Source organism: Halorubrum amylolyticum, from assembly GCF_004114995.1.
In the GTDB taxonomy this organism is placed as follows: Archaea; Halobacteriota; Halobacteria; order Halobacteriales; family Haloferacaceae; genus Halorubrum; species Halorubrum amylolyticum.
Genome location: NZ_SDJP01000002.1, coordinates 201,129 through 223,741, shown reverse-complemented (window position 1 = coordinate 223,741; position 22,613 = coordinate 201,129). Strand labels below are relative to the sequence as shown.

Sequence of the window (22,613 nt, the reverse complement as noted above, 5' to 3'; positions counted from 1 at the left end):
GCCGCCGGCGGCTGCCCCTTTGAGTCCCGCCCAGCACCGCAACCGCTCCTCACACCTCCCCAGCCTCGTCGCTGGCGCCGGCGGCGCCAGCGACTCCCTCGCGCGTGCGACTCGCGGCCTACGGCCGCTCGTCGGCACGCGCCACCGCACCGTTCATTTATAAAGAGTATCGTCACGACTCTCGACTGCGGGACCGCGACCGGGCCGTTCAGGCGACCATCACGAACGTTCACTCGGCGGCGACTCAACCGTGTGGCTTTTTCCGCCCCTGCGCCGAATCCGGCGACATGCGAAACGCCAAGATCGTCTGTACGATCGGTCCCGCCTCGGACGACCGGGACGCGATCCGCGACCTCGCCGACGCGGGGATGTCCGTCGTCCGGCTGAACGCCAGCCACGGGACGACGGCCCACCGCGAGGAGGTCATCGAACGCGCGCGCGCCGTCGACGACGAGATCACCGATCCCCTCGCGGTGATGGTCGACCTGAAGGGGCCGGAGGTCCGGACCGCCGAACTCGACGAGCCGATCCAGCTCGCGACCGGGTCCGAGGTGACCTTCGTCGAGGGCGACGACGCCACCCCCGACCGCGTCGGCCTCACCCACTCCATCGCGGCCGCCGGGCCGGACGACACCGTCCTCCTCGACGACGGCCGGATCGAGTGCCGGGTCGAGCGCGTGGACGGCGAGTCCGTGGTCGCTACCGTCGTCTCCGGCGGGAAGCTCAGCTCGCGGAAGGGCGTCAACCTCCCCGGCGTCGCCATCGACGTGGACCTCATCACCGCGGAAGACGAGGCCGAACTCGACCTCGCGGCGCGGGCGAACGCCGACTTTGTCGCGGCCTCCTTCGTGCGCGACGCCGAGGACGTCTATCAGATCGCGGACGCGCTGGAGGCGCGCGGCGTCGACCACATCCCGATCGTCGCGAAGATCGAGCGGGCGGGCGCGGTCGAGAACCTCGACGGGATCGTCGACGCCGCCGACGGCGTGATGGTCGCCCGCGGCGACCTCGGCGTGGAGTGCCCGCTGGAGGACGTACCCGTCATTCAAAAGCGGATCATCCGAAAGTGCGTCAACGCGGGCGTCCCCGTCATCACGGCGACGGAGATGCTCGACTCGATGGTCTCCTCCCGCCGTCCGACCCGCGCGGAGGCGTCCGACGTGGCGAACGCGGTCCTCGACGGCACCGACGCCGTGATGCTGTCGGGCGAGACCGCCATCGGAGACGACCCCGTCAACGTCGTCGAGACGATGGACCGGATCGTCCGAGAGGTCGAGTCCAGCGACGAGTACGCGGAGACGCGCGAACAGCGCGTGCCGGCCGCCGCGGAAGGTTCGCGAACCGAGGCGCTGGCTCGGTCCGCGCGCTACCTCGCACGCGACATCGGCGCCTCCACGGTCGTCGCCGTCTCGGAGTCCGGCTTTACCGCCCGCAAAACGGCGATGTTCCGACCCGGCGTCCCCGTGGTCGCGACGACGCCGAACGACCGCGTCCGACGCCAGCTCGCGCTCTCGTGGGGGGTTCGCCCCGTCCTGACCGAGTACGCCCACGACATGGAGACGATCCTCGACAACGCGGTCGACGCCGCGCTCGACCGCGGCGGGGCCGCCTCCGGCGACACGCTCGTCGTGCTCTCCGGCATGCTGACCGAGTTCGAGGGGACGAACACGACGAACACGCTCAAGGTCCACGTCGCCGCCGAGACGCTCGTGACCGGGAAGGCGGTCGTCGCCGGCCGCGTCGCGGCCCCGGTGTACCGCACCGCCGACGGCGACCTGAGCGAGATCCCCGACGGATCGATCGTCTCGCTCGGTCCCAACTTCGAGGGCGAGTTCACGGGCGATCTGGACGCGCTCGCCGGGATCGTCGATGCCCGCGAGGGGATGACGGGGTACCCCGCCGTGGTCGCTCGCGAACTCGGCGTGCCGATGGTCTCCGGCGCGCGCCTCCCCGAGAGCGTGACCGACGGGAGCGTGGTGACGGTCGACGGCGAGCGCGGCGTCGTCTACGACGGCGACGTGATCGCAGCGACGCGGAAGCGGTAGACGACGAACTCGCTCCCGTCTCCTCATCCTTCTCGTCCCGCCCGCCCGGTTTTTCCCTACCCCACCGCTTCCCTACCCGCCAGTCATTTACTGATGAGCCGCGTAGCCGGGGACATGAGCAGCGACGACGGCCGCGACGGCGGGGACCGCGACGACGTGCGGAGCCGGGCGAACGAGACCCGCCCGGACGACGACGGCGAGGGCGACGACGAGAGCCAGTGGCGGTTCGCCGTCGACGACGTGGGACCGGACGGCGTCGTCGAGGACACGCACACGCCCGAGACGGAGCCGATCGAACCCGGTTCGATCGACCCCGAGCACGCCGTCTTCGTCGTGCTGGGGGTCGTGCTCACTGTGGGCGTCCTCTTCGTCGGGCTCTGATCGGTCGGCGTCGCGTCTCGGGCGTCCCCCCGCTCCGCCGCCGTCCCGCACCACCACTTATACCGCCGCGGCCGTACGTCCGGACATGGACGTGCTCGCGCAGTCCGGACTCCTCTCTCCGGACACGCTCCCCCTGCTGTTGTTGACGGCCGGGCTGTTGCTCTCGATGGCGGAGGCGCTCGCGCCGGGCGCGAACTTCATCGTCGTCGGGATCGCGCTGATCGGGGCGGGGCTCGGCGGCCTCCTCCTCACGTCGTTCGGAGTCGTCGGCGCGGGGCTGACTCTCGTCATGGCGATGCTGACGCTCCTCTTCGGCGCGGCGGCCTTCTACGGCTACCACGAGTTCGACCTGTACGGCGGGAAGGGCCAACGACAGACGAGCGACAGCGACTCGCTGAAGGGGAAAACCGGCACCGTCACCGAGGAGGTGACCACCGCCGGCGGCGAGGTGAAGCTCTCCGGCGGCGGCTTCAACCCCTACTACTCCGCGCGCTCGATCGAGGGGACGATCGAGGAGGGGGAGGAGGTGATGGTCGTCGACCCCGGCGGCGGAAACGTCGTCACCGTGGAGACGATGGGGTACGTCGAGGACGACATCGACAGGGAGCTCGCCGCGGACAGGGCGCGGAAGGAGACGGGACGGGAGGACCGGGAGCCCGCCGACGGCGGCGAGCCAGAGCGCGAGACCGAAACCGACCGCGAGTGACCGGGGGCGTCGCCGGGGCGATGTCCCCTACAGCCGCTCGCCGTCGTAGTACCGCTCTTCCACGCGCCGATCGAACAGCCGCGAGAGCAGCGCGGTCAGCGGTCCCTCGACCGCCTCTCCGTCGCCGTCGACATCCAGCCCGTCCACCGTCTCGACCGGCCGGATCTCCCACGTCGAGTTGGTCACGAAGACCTCGTCGGCCTCGCGTACCGCGTCGGGCGCGTACGACCCTTCCTCGACCGGAATCCCCTCCTCCTCGGCGATCTCGATCACGGCGCGACGCGTCACGCCGGGGAGGATCGGGCCGTCGAGCGAGGGCGTTTTGAGGGCGGTGCCGTCGACGAAGAAGAGATTCGAGGTCGCCCCCTCGGCGACGTTCCCGTCGGGATCGAGCATCAGCGCCTCGTCGGCGCCGGTCACGCGTAGCTCCAGCCGCGCGAGGATTCCGTTGAGGTAGTTGTGCGTCTTCGCGTCGGCCGGGAGCGCCCGCGAGGCGGGCTTGCGCGTCTTCGTCGTCTGGAGCGCGGCGGGACCGTCGTGGACCGGCGCCGAGTCGACGCCGCCGCGGGGGAGCGGCTTCGCGATCACGACGACGGTGGGATCGACCTCGGGGTGCGGGTCGAGCGTGCCGGGTTGGACCCCGCGACTGATGGAGAGCTTCACGTACGCGTCCGCGAGGTCGTTGGCCGCGAGCGTCTCGTCGATCCGGGCCTCCAGGTCCGAATCCGCGAGACCGTGATCGAGCCCGAGCGTCTCGCAGGTGTCCGCGAGCCGCGCCGCGTGGTCGTCCCACCGGAAGATCTCGCCGCCGTACGCGCGCAGCGTCTCGAAGGCGGCGTCGCCGTAGGCGAACCCGCGGTCCTCGACGGAGACGGTCGCCGCCGACGCGGGAACGAGTTCGCCGTCGACGTGGTAGCGCAGCTCTTCGTCCGTGTCGTCCACGTCGCCCGCATCGCCTCCGACCGGTTCCTCACTCATCCCCACACACCTCCACGAAGTTCTGCACCATCGCCTTCCCGCGCGGCGTCAGGATGCTCTCGGGGTGGAACTGCACGCCGACGTGCGGTTTCTCGCGGTGCCGTACGCCCATCACGACCTCGCGCTCCTCGTCCGTGCGCGCGGTCTCGACCAGCTCGTCCGGGAGTTCCTCGCGCTCGACGCACAGCGAGTGGTACCGCCCGACGCGGAGCCGGTCGGGAAGCCCCGCGAACACGCCCTCCCCGTCGTGGGTGATCGTCGACGGCTTCCCGTGGACGACCTCGGGCGCGTGGCCCACCCGGCTCCCGCCGCTCGCGCACAGCGCCTGATGGCCGAGACAGACGCCGAACACCGGGCGCCCAAGCTCGAAGGCGTCGATCGAGACGCCGGCCTCCGCGGGGGTGCCCGGTCCCGGGGAGACGACGACGCCGTCGGGGTCAAGCGCGCGGATCCCGGCCAGATCGACCGCGTCGTTGCGTCGCACCGCGACCGCACCGGCGACCTCGCCGACGTACTGGACGAGGTTGTACGCGAACGAGTCGTAGTTGTCGACGACGAGGACCCGCGCGTCCGACTCCCCGGCGCCGGGGCGCCAGCCGGCGTCGTCATCGTCGCCGCCGGTCCCCGTCATCGCTCAGTTCCCTCCTCGACCGCCATCCCGCCGGCCGCGAGCGCCTCGTCGACCGCGGTCACGAGCGCCCGGGCCTTCGCGAGCGTCTCCTCGTACTCCGCGTCGGGTTCGGAGTCGTGGACGATCCCCGCGCCGACGCGCAGGTGGTACTCGGCGGCCCGCCGCACCAGCGTTCGGATGACGATGTTCAGCGTCGCCCGGCCGTCGAAGCCGGCCGCGAGCATCGAGCCGGTGTAGGGGCCGCGCCGCGTCTCCTCTAACTCGTCGATGATCTCCATCGTCCGCGGCTTGGGCGCGCCCGTGATCGTCCCGCCGGGGAAACACGCCGCGATCGCGTCGGCGAGCCCCGCGTCCGGCCGCGCCTCGCCCTCGACCAGACTCACGAGGTGCATCACCTCGCTGTACCGGTCCACGCGGCGGTACTCCGCCACGTCGACCGTGCCGAACCGCGAGACCTTCCCGAGGTCGTTGCGCTCCAGGTCGACGAGCATGGCGTGTTCCGCGCGCTCCTTCGCGTCGCCGGTCAGCTCCGCCTCCATGTCGGCGTCCGCCGCCGGCGTCTCCCCCCGCGGACGGGTGCCGGCGATGGGTTCGGTGACGAGGCGGGCGCCGCGGTCGTCCCCGTCGCGCCCGGCGCTCGTCCCGATCGCGCCGTCGGCCGGAACCCGCTCCAACAGCAGCTCCGGGCTCGCGCTCACGAGGTCGACGCCGGAGAGTGCGCCCCCGTCCCCGCCTCCGCCGTCCTCCACTCCGCCATCTCCCCGCGAGAACTCGATCAGCCCGGAGTACGGCGCCGGGTTCACCGCCCGGAGCGCGTCGTACGCCTCGACAGGGTGGACCGCGGCCGGGGCGCGCAGCCGCTGGGAGACGTTCGCCTGAAAGGTGTCGCCGTCCCGGACGTACTCCTTCACTCGACTGACCGCCTCGGCGTACCCTTCCCGGCCCGCGTCGCTCTCGAAGGTCGCCGTCGACGCGTCCGGGTCGGGCGCCGGCCCGACCGCGGGGTCGCCCGACTCGATCCGGTCGATCAGGTCGTCAGCGCGCGCTGCGCCCTCGTCGAACAGCGCGTCGAGCGCGTCGCGGTCGTCGTCCGGGTCGTCGAGCCCCTCCGGAACGCGCGGGCAGGCGGTCACCCGGAGGGTGAGTGAGGGGCCGTCGGCGTCGGTGGAATCGGGCGAGTCATCGGCGTCGCCGCCGTCCGCGGAAACCGGACACTCCCACGCCGCCACGCGGTCGAAGACGCCGATCCGGAGCCGCGGGAGCCCTCGGTCGTCGACCGCGCCGGGACCCGCCGGCACCGGCTCCGGGAACGACTCCAGCTCGCGGGCGGCGTCGTACGAGAGCCACCCGAACGCGCCGCACGGATACGGAACGTCGCAGTCGCCGCGCGCGAGGGCCTCGCCGTCGATCAGCCCCTCCAGCGCCGCGAGCGTGGGACTCGAGCGTCGGTAGTCGCCGGTGGACCCACCGTCCCTCGACGCGATCGCCGCGTCCCCGGAGACGGCGAGCCGCTCGACCGGGTCAACGCCGAAGTACCCCCAGCCGGACTGCCCGCCGGTGGTCTCGTAGAGGAATCCGCCCGGCCCGTCGCGGGCGCGCCGGTAGGCCGCGAAGGGGTCGTCGACGGCGACCCGGCGCTCAACCGGGACCCGGGCGCCCGCGGACGCCGCGGCGGCGACCTCGCGGAACCGGTCCCGGTCGGTGTGAACCGAACGCTGCATGCCTCTCGGTTCGGCGGAGGCGACGAAACAGTTGCGGTCGGCCGTCTCAGAAACAGTCGCGGTCGGCCGTCTCAGAAACGGGCGGAGTCGACGGAGTCAGAACTCCTTGGCGCGGTCGATCCACGTCGCTGCCCGGCTCTCGCCGACGCTCGCGCCCTCGGCGACGGCCTCGGCGTCGGCGGCCGCCAGATCCGCGACGGTCTCGATCCCGATCTCGGCGAGCCGCTCCGCGTAGGCCGGACCGATCCCCTTCAGCTCCTCGACGTCGGCGCCCGCGTCGTCGTCGTCGACCGCGACCTCTCCCTCGCCGGTCCCCGCGGCCTCCGCCGGCTCGGCCGCCTCGGACGGGTCCTCGGCGGCCCCCTCCTCGTCGACCAGCGACTCGGTGGAGGCGGCGGCCTCCGTCTCGGCGGCGATCGGTTCGTCGACCGCCGGCTCGTCGTCCGACCCCTCGGCGGCGACCGCGTCATCGGAGTCCTCCGTCGGTTCCGTCCCCGATTCCGATTCCGGCTCCGGTTCGTGCTCGACGGTCACTTCCGGGTCCGTCTCCTCGCGTTCGGCGCGACCGCTCCCGAACCCGAGCTTCTCTTTGAGCTTCTGCAGTAGGGCCATCGTCGGCAGGTACGAACGTCGGATATTTAAAAGCCGTCGCCGTCGCCGTCGGGACGTCTCTCCGACCTCCATCGGCGCCGACCGCCGCGGCCTCCCGTCGGTCGCGTCTCGCCGGTTTATAAGGACCACCGGCGCGTACGGATGGTATGGACGCTCTCAACCCGGTCATGTGGTCGGTCCACGTCGCCTTCGCGGTGCTGTGGACCGGCGGCGTGTTGTTCGTCGCGCTGGCGGTGCTTCCGCCCGCCCTCCGCGGCGAGATCGACGGCGGCGCCCTCGGATCGATCGTCGGTCGCCTCCGGTGGATCAGCCGGATCGCCGCGCTCGCGTTCATCGCCACCGGCGGCCACATGGCGGGCACGCTCTACACGTTCGAGTCGCTCACCGGCAGCGCCCGCGGGTACCTCGTGTTGACGATGATCGCCCTCTGGTTCCTGATCACCGGCCTCGTCGAGGTCGGCAGCGGGAAGCTCCTCGACGGCATCGACGCCGGGAAGCTCCGCGAGCCCGCCCGCGACGCGAAGCCGTTCCTCTACGCCGCGGCCGGGCTCTCCGCGGCGCTCGTCGTCGCGGCCGGTCTGCTCGCGAGCCCGACGCTGTTCTGACGCGGCCGCGGCTCACGTCGGGGTTCTACTTCTCCACCGCTCACTCCAGTTCCGCCCGCAGCGCCGCGTTCATCGCCTCCACCGGCGCGTCGGCGCCGGTCCAGATCTCGAACGCCTCGACGCCTTGGAACAGCAGCATCCACGCCCCGTCGATCGTCGTCGCGCCCGCGGCGGCCGCCTCCCGCAGGAGCCGGGTCTCGATCGGGGCGTACACCGCGTCGAGGACCGCGAGGTCGCCGTGGAGGTGGGCGGCGGGAACCGCCGTCGCCTCCGGTTCGTCCATCCCGACGCTGGTCGCGTTGACTAACACGTCGGTGCCGGCGACGCGGTCGCCGAGGTCGTCGAGCCCGCCGCCGGTCGCGTCGGGGACCGCATCGGCCAGTTCGGCCGCGCGCTCCGCGGTGCGGTTCGCGACGTGGACCGCCGCGCCCGCGTCGGCCAGCGCGAACGCGGCCGCCCGCCCCGCGCCGCCCGCCCCGACAACGACCGCGTCCCGGCCGTCCAGCTCGACCCCGTGGTGAGTGAACGCCCGTGTCACACCCGCGGCGTCGGTGTTGTGGCCGCGGGGGCGGTCGGCGTTGCCGGCGCGGACCGGCGCGAAATCGACCGTGTTGACCGCGCCGATCCGCTCGGCGAGGGGTGCGGGGTCGACCGCCTCCAGCGCGTCCCGCTTGAACGGGACCGTGACGTTGAGCCCGGCGACCCCGAGTGCCCCGGCCCCCTCGATCGCCGCGACGGCGTCGCGGGGGGCCGGCTCGAACGTCACGTAGCGCGCGTCGATCCCGAGCGTCCCGTAGCCGCCCTCGTGCATCGGCGGCGACAGCGAGTGGCCGACCGGGTTCCCGATCAGTCCGTACACGTCCATGCCCGCCCACGCGGCCGCGACCGACAAAAGGGGTGCGGTGTCCGGGAGAACAGCGGGAACACCTCGACGAGCCGCTCCCCGCCTCATTCCCCGTCGGTCTCCCGGTCCGCGTCGATCACGTCCTCCAGCGTCTCCGTGCCCACGTCGCTCGCGAGCTTGACGCCCACGAGCGAGACCACGATGCCGCCGACGATGAACGCCGCGAGCCGCTGGACCGGGGTGACGGCGACGCCCGCCAGCTCGAACGGGTCGAGGATCGCCTCCTGCGCGAGGAAGTAGCCGGCGAACCCGCGGACGACGAGGGCGACGGCGACGATGACGAACGGGAGGTTGAGGTACGGCGTCCGAATCCCCTCGTCGCGGATCAGCTCGTCGAGCAGTCGCCCGACCGCCGCGGTCACGCCCGCGACCGCGAACCACGGGACCGCGGCGTAGGTGAACTCGACCGCCCCCACGAGCGTCGAGGTATCGCCCAGATCCGACGCGGAGAGCACCCCGAAGAAGCCGCCGACCAGTGCGAGCCCCCCGGCGACCACGTAGGTCACGATCGACACCTGCCCGGCGTACAGCGCCTCGCGGACCCGCTCGGGCATCCCCGCGACGAACCGGTCGATGGCGAGGCCCTTGTACAGGAGCGCGGCCCCGAGCAGCCCGGCGACGCCCGCGATCGCCTCGCCGGCGGAGAACCAGTGGAACAGCGCGGGCACCAGGAGCAGCGCCACGCCGAACGGGACGAGGACCGTCGACCGAAGCTGCTCGTCGGCGAGGAACTGCTTGAGCAGGTAGTAGGTCGACTCGATGTCGCGGGCCTGCCGAACCACCACGCGGTCGACGGAATCGACCGGCATCCGCGACTCGACGATCGGGAGCACCTGCTCGTCCTCCGCGGAGTCGACGACGGCGATCGCGGCCCGCGGGTCGTAGCGGTCCACGAGGTCGTCGAGCTGGGCGGCGATCGAGCGGTCGGCGCCGACCGCGCTGTCGCTCTCGGCCGACACGACCGCGACGACCGACTCCTCGCGCTCGTCGCGGAGGTCGCGGGCGACCCGTAGCGATTCGAGCAGGCAGTTGACGCCGGCGTCCTCCGGGTCGCTCAGCCCGGCGTCCGTGACGAGCGAGCGGACCGCCTCCCAGCCTGCGACCGGCATGGGGACGTTCGTGGCCCGTCCGATCGCCCCGGACCGGTCGATGCAGATGACCAGCGTCGTCACGTTCCGACTCTCGATCCGCCCGAATAAAAAGCTCCCCGTCGCCGGGAGATCGGCGCGGTCGGGAGGGGGACCGCCGACCGCAACGGTCTACCGCAGCTCGACGTCGACGTCGCCGCCCTCGCTCGCGAACACGCTCGCGACGCCGTTGCCGGCCGCGAACGCGACGCGCTCCGCACCGATGCCGAGCCGCTCAACGATCCCCCGGTCGGGCGTGAACTCCCGGATCTCGGGCTCCGCGTCGATCAGCGCTTCGAGTCGGTCTTCCACGTCGTCTTCGGTGCCGAGCTCGTCGACGAGCCCGATCTCGGCGGCGTCGGTCCCGAGGTAGACGCGCGCCTCGGTCTCCCGGATCGCCTCCGGGTCCATGTCTCGCCCCTCGCTGACGGTCTCGACGAACTGCTCGTAGTAGCCGTCGATGATCCCCTGGAGGTACTCGCGCTCGTCCTCCTCGATCTCCCGGAGCGGGACGCCGGCGTCCTTGTACTCGCCGGCGGTGAACTGCTCGTAGGAGATGCCGAGCGTGTCGGCCAGCCCGGCCGCGTTGGGGCGGGAGCCGACGACGCCGATCGAGCCGACGAGGCTCGCGTCGCGCGCCCACAGCTCGTCGCAGCCGCTCGCGATCCAGTAGCCGCCGGACGCGCAGGTGTCGGTGGCGTACGCGACCGTGGGGCCGTCGAAGTCGGCCGCCGCCCGCCGGATGTCGTCGCTCGGCAGCACCTCGCCGCCCGGGGTGTTGAGCTCGACGACGAGCGCTTCCACGTCCTCGTCCTCGTCGGCCGCCTCGATCTGCTCGACCACGTCGTCGGCGGTCGCCCCGCCCGGTCCCGAGAGCGGGGACGGTCGGCCGGTGTCGCGGGTGATCGGTCCCGAGACCGTCACCTTCGCCGCGTTGTACTCCTCGGTCTCGCCGAACCGACCGCGGGTGAGTCGGGCGACGAGCCGCTTGCCCGCCACCGTCGCCGTCGCGCCCAGCACGGCGGCCGCGAGGAGGTTCCGTCCGGTCGAACGCGCGTCGCTTGCCATACCGTCGGTAGGACGCGACGCCGTTTATATGCTGTCGCTGCGGGGAAATCGAATCGCGGTCGCTGGCGAGACGAAAAAGACCGCAAAATCGGGGGAATGTCGGCGTCCGGAGTTACAGCAGGCCGGTCTTCTGGAGCTTCATCAGGTCCTCGGTGTCGAGGGTTTCGCCCTCCTTGAACTTCTGGTAGATCTCCTCGGCCTCCTCCTTCTCTTCCTCACGCTTCTCGGCGCGCTCGTCCTTGCGCTCCTCCTCCTCTTCTTTGTCGAGCTCGCGCAGGCGCTTCTGGACGCGCACGAAGTCCTCGTGGTGCTGGTCGGCGGCCTCCTGGGCCTCGACGAACAGCTCGTGCATCTCGTCGGCCTCGTCGCGGATGTCGTCGGCCTCGCGGTAGGCCTCGATCATCTGGTTGTGGTGCTCCTGGGCCTTGTCGGCGAGCTCCGTCACCTTCTGGTGGTGCTGGGACGCCTCGGAGCGAACCTCCTCGGCCTCCTCGACGAGGTCGTCGAGCTCGCTGGTGTCGTCGACCTTCTCCTTTTTCTCCGCGAGCTTCTCGCGCTTCTCGTCGATCTTCTCGATGAGCTCGCGCTCGTCCTCGGCGTCGAGGACCTCCGTCTGCTGACGGAACTCCAGGTCCTCGATCTCCGATTCGAGCTCCTCGATGGACTTGCCGGAGCCGAGCTCCATGTCCTGTTTGAGCTCCTCGACCTCGTCGAACAGCTCGTTGGCCTCGGCGTTGAGCTCGTTGCGCTTGTCCTTGTGCTCTTGGACCTGCTCGTTGAGCTCGTCGCGCTTCTCGCGGTGTTCCTGGGCCTCGTCGACCTTTTCGCGCGTCTTCGCGTTGAGGTCGTCGCGCTTGGAGGCGCGCTCGGAGGCCATCTGGTTCAGCTCGTTGCGTCGGTCGCGCAGCTGTCCGGCGCGTTTGATGAGCTGACCCTTCGACCCGTTCTCAAGGTCGTCCTCAGAAAGGTCCACGTTGTCCGCCTCGTCCATCGCCTCGATATCGTACTGTTCGATGACTTCTTCTTTCGTTACCATTTTTTATCTCTCCATCACCGCTCCGGGGATGGCGAGCGCTCGCCGTCGTGCGTCGAGCCGTACACAAGAGCTCCCGTTCATTTCAGCGTGCGATCCCACCAGCGCCGGAGGCGTTCTGGTACCAGATACTACCGGGGGCCGACATATAAATACTTCGGTGATTCGAGTGTACACCGGTAGCATGGGCCGTGTACCCGTCGATCCGTGATTATCAGTCACACACCGACCGCTATTTATCAATCGTCCCCGCCCGCGCCTCGACGCCTACGCCGCGTCGTTCCCGACCTCGTACGAGAGCACAACCCCGTCGTCGAGCCGATCGACACCGACCAGATCGAGCCGCGGGAACGACTCGGTGAACCCCTCGCCGTCGGCGAGCGTCGGCGCGTCGCGGCCGCCGATCACCATCGAGCCCACGTAGGCGTGGAGCTCGTCGACGACGCCGGCAGCGAAACACGAGTAGATGACCTCGCCGCCCCCCTCGACCATCAGTCGATCGACGCCCCGCTCCGCCAGCGCGTCGACTCCCGCCGCGAGGTCGACGTGGTCTCCGTCCGGCTCGCTCTCGGCCGCGACGCCCTCGACCACGACGACCTCGGCGCCGGCGGCTTCGAGGGCCTCGCGGCGTTCGGGCGGCGTCGCGGGGGAGACGAGCAGATAGGTCGTCGCCGCGTCGTCGAGGATCCGAGCGTCGGCCGGCGTCCGCCCGGTCGAGTCGACGACGACGCGGGCGGGGTTGCCGGGACGGCCGTTCCGGAGGCGCTCGACCCGCCGGTCCTCCTCGTCGAGCGTGAGGTGCGGGTCGTCAGCGAGGATGGTCCCGACGCCGACCAGCACCGCGTCTGCGGCCGCCCTGACGCGGTCGACCCGGTCGAAGTCCTCCGCGCCCGAGATCCGGAGCTGCTCCCGGCGCCGCGTCGCGATTTTCCCGTCGACGCTCTGGGCCGCGTTGACGACGACGTGCATACGCGAGAGTCGCGCGGACGGGGAATGGTCGTTTCGGTCGCGCACCGCGCCGGCGCGGACGGAGTGCCGGACGGAAGCGAACTGATTTAGGTTAGCCTAAATAACGGCCGGGCAACGATGACGATCGCAGACGCGGGGGCGGTCTCGGCGGCGGACGACGATCCGGGCCAGTGCGGGGACGCGATCGACGCGGTGGCGTTCCTCGCTCGCTCGAAACACCGGGTGCGGGTGCTCGAACTGCTGACCGACGGCCCGCGAACGCGGGAGGACCTCGCCGCGGGCACGGACGCGACGCGCGTGACGCTCAGCCGCATCCTCGGCGATCTGGAGGACCGTGGGTGGATCGAACACGACCACGCGGACCGGTCGTACGCGCTGACCCGGTTCGGACGGCTCGTGTTCGGGGACTTCTCGCGGCTGCTCGGCACGGTCTCGGTCGGCCGGGAACACCCGGACCTGGTGAACCGCCTGCCGACGGAGTGGTTCGGGTTCGACCTTCGGTGTCTCGAAGACGCGGAGCGCGTCGCCGCCGCGGACGCGGACCCCCTGTCGGCGGCCCGCGTCGTCGCGAACGCGATCCGCGAGGCCTCGTCGTGCCGGTCGCTGCTCGGGACGTTCATCGCGCTCCCCATGTACTCGGCCGAGGCGGCCGTGCGCGCGGGGGACGCCCTCGAAGGTACCGTCGTCTTCGACCCGAACGTCACCGCGACGATGCTCGGCGACCCGGACCTCCGGTCCCGGTGGAAGCGCCTCGAGGCGGCCGCGGACGGTCACTTCTACTACGCGGTCGACGAGGCGGTCCCCTGTAGCATCGATCTGGTCGACGGAACCGCGTTCCTGACGGTCGACCGGGAGGCCGAACGCGGCTTCGACATCCTCCGGACCGACCACCCGGACGTGGTCGAGTGGGCCGGCGAGACGGTCGAGCGGTACCGCGCCGAAGCGACACCGCTCGCGAACCTAGCCGACGCGAAAGGCGGCGAGTAGCGCACCGATCGCGAGCCACCGATCTGACCGCCACGACCGCCGTCCGACACGGCCTGCACATTCGTTCACGCGGTGAACACGGCGTCACGGCGTGTTACGGTGAACGCTGAGAATCACTAATACGTTTTAGGCGGGCCTAAAGACGTATGCCACGAAGGCGTCAGCTGTTGGCTAGTACCGCTGGACTCGTCACCGCCGGCTTCGCCGGTTGTCTGAACGGAGCGGACGGATCGACCGACGCTGCGGCGGGCGATTCCGGGACAGACGACGGATCGAGCGACGGCGACGAAGCCGATGACAGCTCCGCCGAGTCCGAGGACTCGGGAGCGATCGAACCGTACTCGGTGGAGATCCACCCTCACGGGGAGTTCACCTTCGAGGAGGTGCCGGAGACGTACTCCGTCATCCCGAGCGTCTACTTGGACATCGGGATGGCGCTCGGCAAGCAGCCCGTCGCGGCGACGGACATGGCGCGGGCGCCCCGGAAGTTCTACGACATCCTCCCGGATGTCGCCTTCGACGAGGAGGCGATCACGGCGCTCGCCGCCGGCTCCGAGTCCGGCTACGACAAGGAGAACTTCTACGCCGCCGGCCCCGATGTCAACCTCATCGATCCCCGGGATCTGGGGCGGTTCACCGACTGGGACGACGCCGATATCCGGGAGATCGAGGACGCGACCGGCCCGTTCCTCGCGTCGGGGATCCGGTTCGGCCCCACTCATCCGTTCGGACTCGAACAGGACACCTACTACGAACTGTACGACGTCTTCGAAAAGATCGCGACAGTGTTCCAGCGTCAGGAGCGCTATCAGCAGTGGGTATCGCTCCACGACGAGTTCATGTCGACCATCGAGTCGGACCTTCCCCCCGAAGACGACCGGCCCTCGGTCATCGCGCTGTGGCGCGGCATCGACCCGACCGCCGGGCAGTTTTACCCCTCGCCGATCCACCAGTACCACAACCAGACGCTCCCATTCTACCGGCTCGGCTTGGAGGACGGTTACGACGCCGAGATCCCCGGCGGGGGCACCATCGGCTACGAGGAGCTGCTCGAACACGACCCAGACTACATCGCCGCCGTCGGCTCCCTGACCTCCGACACGCACGAGGAGTTCGTCTCGAACATCGTGGAACCGTTCGAGAACGACTCGAACGGGCAGGATCTCACCGCGGTCCAAGAGGGGAACGTCATCCGGTCCGGCGGCCAGTACATGGGGCCCATCGTCGACCTGTTCGCCACGGAGGCGGTCGCCAAGCAGGTCTGGCCCGACCGCTTCGGCGAGTGGCCGGGTCCCGTCCGCGACGTGCCCGAGGACGAACAGCTGTTCGACCGTCAACGCGTCAGCGACATCATCAACGGGAACTTCTAGCGCGATGGGACAGGTACTCGACCGGCTCGGGGAGCTCCGCTCGGCGAGCGTCGACTGGTACTCCACCTCGAAGCTCGCCGTCATCGCCGTCGGCAGCCTCGCCGTCCTGCTCGGGTCGACGATCCTGCAGGTGAGCTTCGGGGCGTATCCGCTGTCGCTGGGCGAGGCGTGGCGGACCGTCTTCGACGCGGAGGTGCTGTTCAGCGCCGACGTCTGGCGGTGGGCGTTCCTCGGCGCGTCGGTTCCGGAATGGCTCACCCGCCAGCAGATCGTCGTGTGGAACCTCCGGCTGCCGCGCATCCTCGTGGGCGTCCTCGTCGGCGCGAACCTCGCGGTCTCGGGGGCGCTGTTCCAGATCATCACGCGCAACGAGCTCGCGAGCCCGTACATCCTCGGCGTCAGCGACGGGGCCGGCTTGGTCGTGTTGCTCACGCTGACGTTTTTCTACGGGCTCATGCCGGTTCTCCCGCTGTTCGCCGCCGTCGGCGGCGGACTGGCGTTCCTGCTCGTGTACGCCATCGCGTGGAAAAACGGCACCAGCCCCGTCCGACTGGTCCTCGCTGGCGTCGTGATCGGCACCGTCTTCGGCTCCGTCCAGCGCGCGCTGTTCTTCTTCATCGACGACCTCGGCGTCGCGATGGCCGCGCAGGCGTGGCTCTCCGGCACGCTGATGAACGCCGGCTGGCAGGAGGTGCGGATCGCGCTCCCCTTCACGGTGATCGCGATGGTGCTCGCGTTCGCCGTCACGCAGGAGCTGGACGTGCTGGCGCTCGGCGAGGACCGCGCCGACTCGCTGGGGATGCCCGTCGAGAAGATGCGCTTTGCCATCGCCGGGATCGGCGTGCTCTCCACGGCCGCCGCAATCGCGGTCGCGGGCCTCATCGGCTTCGTCGGGCTCATCGTCCCGCACATGGTCCGGAACATCGTCGGCAGCGACTCGAAGCTACTCTTAGCCGGCTGTCTGTTCCTCGGGCCGGCGCTGCTGGTGAGCGCGGACGTCGGCGCGCGGCTCGCGTTGAGCCCCGTCCAGCTGCCGGTGGGCGTTATCACCGGTATCGTGGGCGGCCCGTACTTCCTCTACCTGATGCGGAAGAAGACGAACTTGGGTGAAGTCTGATGAGCAACGGACAGCCCCTGACGAGCGACGAACAACCCTCGCGGACCGAGCGAGAACCGACCGAGGACGCCGTCGAGCGATCCGACGCCGGGCGATCCGACGCCGGGCGATCCGACGCCGAGCGATCCGACGCCGAGCGATCCGACGCCGAGCGATCCGACACCGAGCGATCTGACGCCGCGCGGTCCGACTCGGGGACGGCGGCGGCCGGCTTCACCGGGACGGACCTCGTCTTGGGCTACCCCGGCTTGGACGACCCAGTCATCGACGGCGAGTCGATCGCGGTCCCGCCGGACGAGGTGACCGCCCTCATCGGTCCGAACGGGAGCGGGAAGAGCACGCTCCTGAAGGGGCTCGCGGACAAGATATCGCCCGACACCGGAACCGTCCTCGTCGACGGCCAGCCGATCGACGCGTTCGGGTCGAAGGAGCTGGCGCGCACGCTGGGCCTGCTCTCGCAGGAGAACGTCGTCCCCTCCGGCATCTCGGTCGAGGACCTCGTCGAGCGCGGGCGCTACCCGTACACGGGATTCTTCGACTCGCTGTCGGACGAGGACCGGGAGGCCGTCGACGAGGCGATCCGGCTCGCGGGGATCGACCACCTCCGCGAGCGCGACGTCGACAGCCTCAGCGGCGGCCAGAAACAGCTCGTCTGGATCGCGATGGCGATCGCGCAGGACACGGACGTGCTGCTGTTGGACGAGCCGACGACGTTCCTCGACCCGCAACACCAGCTGGAGGTGATGCAGATCGTGGAGACGCTCTGCGACGAGAGCCGGATCACCGTCGTGCTCGTCCTCCACGACATCGCACAGGCGGCGCGGTACGCCGACCACGTGGTCGCGCTCAAGGACGGCTCGATGCACGCCCGCGGACCGCCGGAGGAGGTGATCACACAACAGCTGCTCGCGGACGTGTTCGAGATCGACGCCGCGGTCCTCGACACGGAGTACGGGCCGCAGGTGGTCCCCCTGACGCCGCTCGGCGACGGCGGTCCCTCCCGGAACGACGCCGACGCTCCGGCCGAGTGAGACGGCGAGGCGGGCGGGCGTCTTTCCCCGCGGTGCGGCCCGCTCCCTTCTGCGGTCCGCCGTTCACTCGGTCGCCCACAGCCCCGCCGCGATGATCGCCCCGAGCGCGAGCGCGCCGGCGAGCAGCCCGAACGCGGGCCGGAACCCGGACGCGTCGGCGACTGCGCCCACGGTCGCGGGGGCGAGCGCGCCGGCGCCCATCAGCAGGGTGCGGACGACGCCGAGCCCGCCGCCGGCGAGCCGGTCGGGGAGCGCCTCGATCAGGTACGCGCCCCGAACGGGGCGGAACCCGTGGGACCCGAGGCCGAACGCGACGACGAGGGCGCCGAGGGCGATCGGTCCCGCCCCCGCCCCCGTTTCCCCGCTTGCGAGCGCGACGACGCCGACGAGGGCCGCGGCCGCGAGCCCGAGCGCAGCGGCCATCACGGGGAAGCGGCCGAGGCGGTCGGAGAGGTCGCCGGAGACGAGCTGGACGAAGGTGACCGCGAACAGCGCCGAGTACAGGAGGTTCGCGGTCGCGGTCGACAGCCCGGCCGCCTCCGAGAGGTACAGCGGGAAGAAGGCGACGGCCCCGTTGTACGCGAACGAGAAGAGGACCGTCACGAGCACGAACGACGCGAGTCGGGGGTCGCCGAACAGCGCGAGGTAGTCGCGCGCGCCCGGTTCCGGTCCCTCCCGCTCCGGGCCGCGGTCGGCGTCGGCCGGGAGCCGCCCCGGAACGCGGAGGTGGAAGGCCGCCGCGAGCGCGAGCGCGACGACGCCCGTGACGACGAACAGGCCGCGCCAGTCAGCGCCCGGCAGCCGCGAGAGGAGGGCGGCGAGCGCGGGCGGCGCGGCGACGAAGAGGGTGACCGCCGCGGGCGCGGCCACTCCGCCGAGCGCGCCAACGGTGTCGTGGGCACCCAGCGCGCGCCCGGTCCGGACCGGGTACACCCGCGAGAGGAGCCGCACCGCGACCGTCTTGTGCGCGCCCGTCCCCGCACCGATCACGAGCATCACCCCCGCCAGCACCGCGAAGGGCGTGTCGAAAAGCAGCGCGAGGGAACCGACGCCCGCCACGGCCGCGCCCGCCGCGATCACCCGGACCGCGCCGACCCGATCCGCGATCGCTCCGCTCGGAAACTGCAGGGCGGCGTAGACGGCCATGAAGCCCGAGAACGCGGCGCCGACGGCGGCGTTGCTCACCCCGTAGCTCGCCTGCAAGGGCTCGAACAGCGGCGGGAACGCGTACCGCACGAACTTCCCGAGAAACCAGATCAGGGCCGTGAGCACGAGCACGTCGTACTCTCGGGTCCGGCCGAGATTCATCGCCCGTGAGTACCCCGGTCACGCTTAAAAACGGACGGAACCGACCGGACGCTGCCGGTCGTCGATCGACGGGTTTCCGGCGACAGCGACGATTTATAAACGGATACTGCGGTGGCGCGTGCCGCCGAGCGCCCGCAGGGCGCGAGGTGCACGCGCGAGGGACGCGGTGAGCGCTCGGAGAGCGCGAACCGCGAGGCTGGGGAGGCGTGAGGCTGCGGTTGCGGTGCGGGCGGGCGGGACTCAAAGGGGCAGTCGCGAGGGCGAAGCACGACGACGCAAGCACCACAGCGAAGGAGCGTCAGCGACTGAGCGAGGAGCGCAGCGAGGCGCGCAAGTCCTCGCGGCTGGGGCTTTGGCGGTGTTCACCGTCGTGTCACCGATCGCGTAGTACCGAGCGGCTGGGGCTTTGGCGGTGTTCACCGTCGTGTCACCGATCGCGTAGTACCGAGCGGCTGGGGCTTTGGCGGTGTTCACCGTCGTGTCACCGATCGCGTAGTACCGAGCGGCTGGGGCTTTGGCGGTGGTCACCGTCGTGTCACCGATCGCGTAGTACCGAGCGGCTGGGGCTTTGGCGGTGGTCATCGGCGGGCCGCCGTCAGTCACTTATCAATCTCCCACGTACGGGGGTCGACACCGTTTTCTCGACGACCACCGATCCAGCGACCGTGTCCGATCCAACCGCCCACCACGTCGGGATCACCGTCGCCGATCTGGACCGCGCCGTCGACTTCTACACCGAGACGTTCGACCTCGACCTCCGCTCGGAGTTCACCGTCGGCGGCGATGCCTTCGCCGAGGCGGTCGCCGTCGAGGGCGCGTCGGCCGAGTTCGCGCACCTCAACGCGGACGGCGCCCGCATCGAACTCGTCGCGTACGACCCCGCCGCCGAGTCGATTGACGCCGCCGACCCCGAACTGAACCGCCAGGGAGCGACTCACCTCGGCCTCTCCGTCGACGACGTGGCGGCCTTCTACGCCGATCTCGACGACGACGTGGAGACACTGAGCCCGCCGCGCACGACGGAAAGCGGGACGACGATCCTGTTCGTCAGGGACCCGGAGGGGAACCTGATCGAGGTGCTCGACGCCTGAAGCGGGCGGGCAGACCCGTGGTTTTTCGCCGACACGCCGCGATCCGAGACCATGCAAACGGACCTCCCGCTGGCCGCGGTCTGCGGGCTCTCGGTCGCGGTCGGCGTCTACGTGCTCCTCGCTTCTGATCCGTTCGTCGCGACGGCGGTAGCGACGGTGTACGCCGCCGCGAGCTACTTCTACCTCGCGTTCGACGCGGCGCTGCTCGGGAGCGCCTTCGAGTTCACCGATCGATCGGACAGGGTCGGCTACGCGCTCGGGATGTTCGGGCTCAGCGTCAGCCCGGTGGCGGTCTGGGCCTACTCCGGGAGTCCGGGCGCCTCGTCGCTCCCGTTCGTGGTCCTCTTTCTCGGTACGATCGCATTCCTGATTCTCGCCGCACAGGCGGACCGTCAGACCGACCCCGCCTGATCGGCGCCGCGATCACCTCTCACGTCAGCCCTGACTGAGTCGGCTCCGCCTCACTTCACCTTCGTGCCCGGTCCGGCGTCCTCGTGGGTGGTGAGGAGGTCGGCCTCCTCGCCGGCGGCCAGCACCATCCCGTTCGACTCGACGCCGAACAGCTCCGCCTTCTCCATGTTCGCGAGCACGGCGACCTTCGTGCCGGGCAAGTCGTCGACGTCGTGGAGCTGTTTGAGCCCCGCCACGATCGTCCGAGTCTCCGCGCCGAGGTCGACGCGGAGCTTCAGGAGGTCGTCGGCGCCCTCGATCCCCTCGGCCTCCTCGATCCGGCCGATCCGAATGTCCAGTTCCTGGAAGTCGTCGAAGCCGATGCGGTCGTCGCTGAGGGGTTCGATGTCGGGCATGTCGTCGGTGTCACCGCTTTCGTCGGCGGTGTCGTTCTCGTCCGTCCCGCCGTCGTCACCGCTCTCCTCCCCGTCTGCCTCGTCGTCTTCTTCGCCGCTTTCGCCGTCTTCTTCGCCGCTTTCGTCGTCTTCCGCGTCGGCGACGCGCGCTTCGAGCTTCTCGTTCAGCGCCGCGACGCGCTCGTCTTCGATCTGCGCGAACAGCTCCGTCGGCTCCGCGAGGTCGCCGGCCGGCCCCTCGCGGGCCGCCTCGACGGTCGTCTCGTGGACCGAGCCGTCCTCGCCGAGCTGGTCCCAGAGCCGCTCGGCCTTCTCCGGCGCGATCGGCTCGAACAGGACCGCGATCGCCTTCGCGATCGCGACGCAGTCGTGGATGACCTGCGCGGCTTTTTCGGGCTCGTCGTCGACGAGCTTCCACGGCTCGCTGCGCTGGATGTACTCGTTGCCGAACCGCGCGAGGTCGGTGACGGCGTCGCCGACCGCGCGCACGGAGTAGTCGTTGACGGCGGCCGCGAACGCATCGATCGCCTCGTCGATCCGCTCGGCGACCTCGTCGCTCGTCGCGTCCGCGATGGGGGCGTCGTCGTAGTTGCGGTGGGCGAACAGCAGGGAGCGGTAGAGGAAGTTGCCGACCGTGCCCACCAGCTCGGTGTTCACGCGGTCGCGGAACTTCTCCCACGAGAAGTCCACGTCCTGCTGGAACCCGCCGTTGGTCGCGAGGTAGTAGCGCAGCGGGTCCGGGTGGAACCCCTCGTCGAGGTACTCGTCGGCCCAGACCGCGCGATCGCGGCTCGTGGAGAAGCCCTTCCCGCCGAGAGTGACGAACCCGCTCGCCATCACCGCGCGCGGCTCGGCGTGCCCGGTCGCCTCCAGCATCGCGGGCCAGAAGATCGTGTGGTGCTGGATGATGTCGCGACCGATCACGTGAACGATCTCGCCGCCCTCGGGGTGGGCGTCGCTCGCGCCCTCCTTCCACGCGGCCTCCCAGTCGAACGCGTCGGCGCCGACGCCCTCGGAGTACTGCTTCGTCGAGGAGATGTACTCGATCGGGGCGTCGACCCAGACGTATAAGACGAGGTCCTGTTCGGCGGTTTCACCGCCTTCCCGAGGCGACTCCGTCGCCTCGCCGCCGGGGTAGTCGATCCCCCAGTCCATGTCGCGGGTGATACACCAGTCCTGGAGCCCCTGCTCGATCCACTCGCGGGGCTGGTTCCGGGCGTTCGAGGTCCCCTCCAAGCGATCGAGGAAGTCGGAGAGGTACTCGGCGAACGCGGAGACCTCGAAGAACTTGTGGGTCCGTTCGCGGTACTCCGCGGGGTTGCCCGTGATCGTCGACTCGGGGTCCTCGACCTCGCCGGGTTCGAGGTGGCGCTGACACCCTTCGTCGCACTCGTCGCCGCGGGCGTGCGCCCCGCAGTACGGGCAGGTCCCCTCGACGTAGCGGTCGGGGAGGTACTGGTCGTCGACGGGGTCGTACGCGACCATAATCTCCTTCTCGTAGAGGTGGCCCGCCTCGTCGAGGTCGCGGACGAGCTGCTGGGTCACCTCCGTGTTCGTCTCGTCGTGGGTGTGGCCGTAGTTGTCGAACTCGACGTTGAACTTCGGAAACGTCGCGGCGTACCGCTCGTGCCAGTCGAGCGCGAACCGCTCGGGGGAGACCCCCTCCTGCTCGGCGTTGACCGCGACGGGGGTGCCGTGCATGTCGGAGCCGGAGACGAACGCGGTCTCTTGGCCGAGTCGTTCGAGCGCGCGCCGGTACACGTCGCCGCCGACGTAGGTGCGGAGGTGGCCGATGTGGAGGTCGCCGTTGGCGTACGGCAGTCCACAGGTCACCACCGCCGGATCGTCGGTGGGGAAGTCGTCGTGGCTCATGTGATGTGTGTATCGAGGTGTCGTGGATACGGGCCTAAAGCCCGCTGGTTCGGGGCCGTCGCCGGAAGGCGCTAGTGCGAGCGTCGCCGGCTCGGGACGCGACTACCGGGGAGACGGACCGGGCGCTACGGGGAGGCGACGGGGTTCGCCGCGGCGTCGGCGCCGACCGCGCTACCGGCCGCCGGCGACGCGGCGGGTCCGCCCGCCGCTAGGAGAGGCGCATCCGCATACCGAAGCGCCCGCGTCGGGTC

The 22,613-nt window shown here is 70.5% G+C and carries 21 protein-coding genes; 10 read left to right on the top strand and 11 right to left on the bottom strand.

Going from position 1 to position 22,613, the window contains the following annotated elements; translation table 11 throughout:
- The first annotated feature begins 287 nt into the window (after window positions 1-287).
- From pyk to ESO89_RS03575, 3 genes are all read left to right on the top strand, one after another.
- A complete protein-coding gene (pyk, locus tag ESO89_RS03585; RefSeq protein WP_128904309.1) occupies window positions 288-2,045 on the top strand; it encodes a pyruvate kinase in 1,758 nt (585 codons plus the stop codon).
- 114 nt (window positions 2,046-2,159) lie between these two features.
- Window positions 2,160-2,426, top strand: a complete 267-nt coding sequence (locus ESO89_RS03580; RefSeq protein WP_206731718.1) for a DUF7312 domain-containing protein — start codon at window positions 2,160-2,162, stop codon at window positions 2,424-2,426.
- Window positions 2,427-2,511: 85 nt separating this feature from the next.
- Window positions 2,512-3,132 (top strand): NfeD family protein, encoded by a 621-nt coding sequence (locus tag ESO89_RS03575; RefSeq protein ID WP_128904307.1) that lies wholly within the window; start codon window positions 2,512-2,514, stop codon window positions 3,130-3,132.
- Between the two features lie 27 nt (window positions 3,133-3,159).
- Here the strand turns inward: ESO89_RS03575 and ESO89_RS03570 are convergent, their stop codons facing one another.
- The 4 genes from ESO89_RS03570 to ESO89_RS03555 all read right to left on the bottom strand — a co-directional run bounded on the left by ESO89_RS03570 (window position 3,160) and on the right by ESO89_RS03555 (window position 7,074).
- A complete protein-coding gene (locus tag ESO89_RS03570) occupies window positions 3,160-4,110 on the bottom strand; it encodes an aminotransferase class IV (protein WP_128904306.1) in 951 nt (316 codons plus the stop codon).
- The gene (locus ESO89_RS03565) at window positions 4,103-4,741 is read right to left on the bottom strand and encodes an anthranilate synthase component II (protein ID WP_128904305.1); all 639 of its coding nucleotides are present in this window, start codon (window positions 4,739-4,741) and stop codon (window positions 4,103-4,105) included. Before ESO89_RS03565 ends, ESO89_RS03570 begins: the two co-directional genes overlap by 8 nt.
- A complete protein-coding gene (locus tag ESO89_RS03560; RefSeq protein ID WP_128904304.1) occupies window positions 4,738-6,462 on the bottom strand; it encodes an anthranilate synthase component I family protein in 1,725 nt (574 codons plus the stop codon). The genes ESO89_RS03565 and ESO89_RS03560 overlap by 4 nt, the downstream gene beginning before the upstream one ends.
- Before the next feature lie 96 nt (window positions 6,463-6,558).
- Entirely contained in the window at window positions 6,559-7,074 is a 516-nt protein-coding gene (locus tag ESO89_RS03555; RefSeq protein WP_128904303.1) for a helix-hairpin-helix domain-containing protein, read from the bottom strand.
- Window positions 7,075-7,220: 146 nt separating this feature from the next.
- On the opposite strand from ESO89_RS03555, the gene ESO89_RS03550 reads away from it, so the two are divergent.
- Window positions 7,221-7,679, top strand: coding sequence for a transporter (locus tag ESO89_RS03550; protein ID WP_128904302.1), 459 nt, complete (start codon window positions 7,221-7,223; stop codon window positions 7,677-7,679).
- A 40-nt stretch (window positions 7,680-7,719) separates the two neighbouring features.
- Here the strand turns inward: ESO89_RS03550 and ESO89_RS03545 are convergent, their stop codons facing one another.
- The 5 genes from ESO89_RS03545 to ESO89_RS03525 all read right to left on the bottom strand — a co-directional run bounded on the left by ESO89_RS03545 (window position 7,720) and on the right by ESO89_RS03525 (window position 12,780).
- Window positions 7,720-8,544 carry a shikimate dehydrogenase gene (locus tag ESO89_RS03545; RefSeq protein ID WP_128904301.1) on the bottom strand — a complete coding sequence of 275 codons (825 nt, stop codon included), beginning with the start codon at window positions 8,542-8,544 and terminating at the stop codon, window positions 7,720-7,722.
- 83 nt (window positions 8,545-8,627) lie between these two features.
- The gene (locus ESO89_RS03540; RefSeq protein WP_128904300.1) at window positions 8,628-9,755 is read right to left on the bottom strand and encodes a DUF373 family protein; all 1,128 of its coding nucleotides are present in this window, start codon (window positions 9,753-9,755) and stop codon (window positions 8,628-8,630) included.
- Window positions 9,756-9,842: 87 nt separating this feature from the next.
- A complete protein-coding gene (gene sppA, locus ESO89_RS03535) occupies window positions 9,843-10,778 on the bottom strand; it encodes a signal peptide peptidase SppA (protein ID WP_128904299.1) in 936 nt (311 codons plus the stop codon).
- 112 nt (window positions 10,779-10,890) lie between these two features.
- Window positions 10,891-11,814 carry a coiled-coil protein gene (locus ESO89_RS03530; RefSeq protein WP_128904298.1) on the bottom strand — a complete coding sequence of 308 codons (924 nt, stop codon included), beginning with the start codon at window positions 11,812-11,814 and terminating at the stop codon, window positions 10,891-10,893.
- Window positions 11,815-12,078: 264 nt separating this feature from the next.
- A complete protein-coding gene (locus ESO89_RS03525) occupies window positions 12,079-12,780 on the bottom strand; it encodes a 2,5-diamino-6-(ribosylamino)-4(3H)-pyrimidinone 5'-phosphate reductase (protein WP_128904297.1) in 702 nt (233 codons plus the stop codon).
- Between the two features lie 117 nt (window positions 12,781-12,897).
- On the opposite strand from ESO89_RS03525, the gene ESO89_RS03520 reads away from it, so the two are divergent.
- The 4 genes from ESO89_RS03520 to ESO89_RS03505 all read left to right on the top strand — a co-directional run bounded on the left by ESO89_RS03520 (window position 12,898) and on the right by ESO89_RS03505 (window position 17,285).
- The gene (locus ESO89_RS03520) at window positions 12,898-13,767 is read left to right on the top strand and encodes a helix-turn-helix transcriptional regulator (protein WP_128904296.1); all 870 of its coding nucleotides are present in this window, start codon (window positions 12,898-12,900) and stop codon (window positions 13,765-13,767) included.
- Between the two features lie 146 nt (window positions 13,768-13,913).
- Window positions 13,914-15,137 carry an ABC transporter substrate-binding protein gene (locus tag ESO89_RS03515; protein WP_128904295.1) on the top strand — a complete coding sequence of 408 codons (1,224 nt, stop codon included), beginning with the start codon at window positions 13,914-13,916 and terminating at the stop codon, window positions 15,135-15,137.
- A 4-nt stretch (window positions 15,138-15,141) separates the two neighbouring features.
- Entirely contained in the window at window positions 15,142-16,254 is a 1,113-nt protein-coding gene (locus ESO89_RS03510) for a FecCD family ABC transporter permease (protein WP_128904294.1), read from the top strand.
- Window positions 16,254-17,285 carry an ABC transporter ATP-binding protein gene (locus tag ESO89_RS03505; protein WP_206731717.1) on the top strand — a complete coding sequence of 344 codons (1,032 nt, stop codon included), beginning with the start codon at window positions 16,254-16,256 and terminating at the stop codon, window positions 17,283-17,285. Before ESO89_RS03510 ends, ESO89_RS03505 begins: the two co-directional genes overlap by 1 nt.
- 63 nt (window positions 17,286-17,348) lie before the next feature.
- Here ESO89_RS03505 and ESO89_RS03500 read toward each other — a convergent pair whose 3' ends face one another.
- Window positions 17,349-18,593 (bottom strand): MFS transporter, encoded by a 1,245-nt coding sequence (locus tag ESO89_RS03500; RefSeq protein WP_128904293.1) that lies wholly within the window; start codon window positions 18,591-18,593, stop codon window positions 17,349-17,351.
- A 665-nt stretch (window positions 18,594-19,258) separates the two neighbouring features.
- Here ESO89_RS03500 and ESO89_RS03495 point away from each other — a divergent pair.
- Both ESO89_RS03495 and ESO89_RS03490 read left to right on the top strand, forming a co-directional pair.
- Entirely contained in the window at window positions 19,259-19,684 is a 426-nt protein-coding gene (locus ESO89_RS03495) for a VOC family protein (protein ID WP_128904292.1), read from the top strand.
- A gap of 51 nt (window positions 19,685-19,735) precedes the next feature.
- Window positions 19,736-20,095 (top strand): hypothetical protein, encoded by a 360-nt coding sequence (locus ESO89_RS03490; RefSeq protein ID WP_128904291.1) that lies wholly within the window; start codon window positions 19,736-19,738, stop codon window positions 20,093-20,095.
- Window positions 20,096-20,145: 50 nt separating this feature from the next.
- Here the strand turns inward: ESO89_RS03490 and metG are convergent, their stop codons facing one another.
- Window positions 20,146-22,362 carry a methionine--tRNA ligase gene (gene metG, locus ESO89_RS03485; protein WP_128904290.1) on the bottom strand — a complete coding sequence of 739 codons (2,217 nt, stop codon included), beginning with the start codon at window positions 22,360-22,362 and terminating at the stop codon, window positions 20,146-20,148.
- Between the last annotated feature and the right edge of the window lie 251 nt (window positions 22,363-22,613).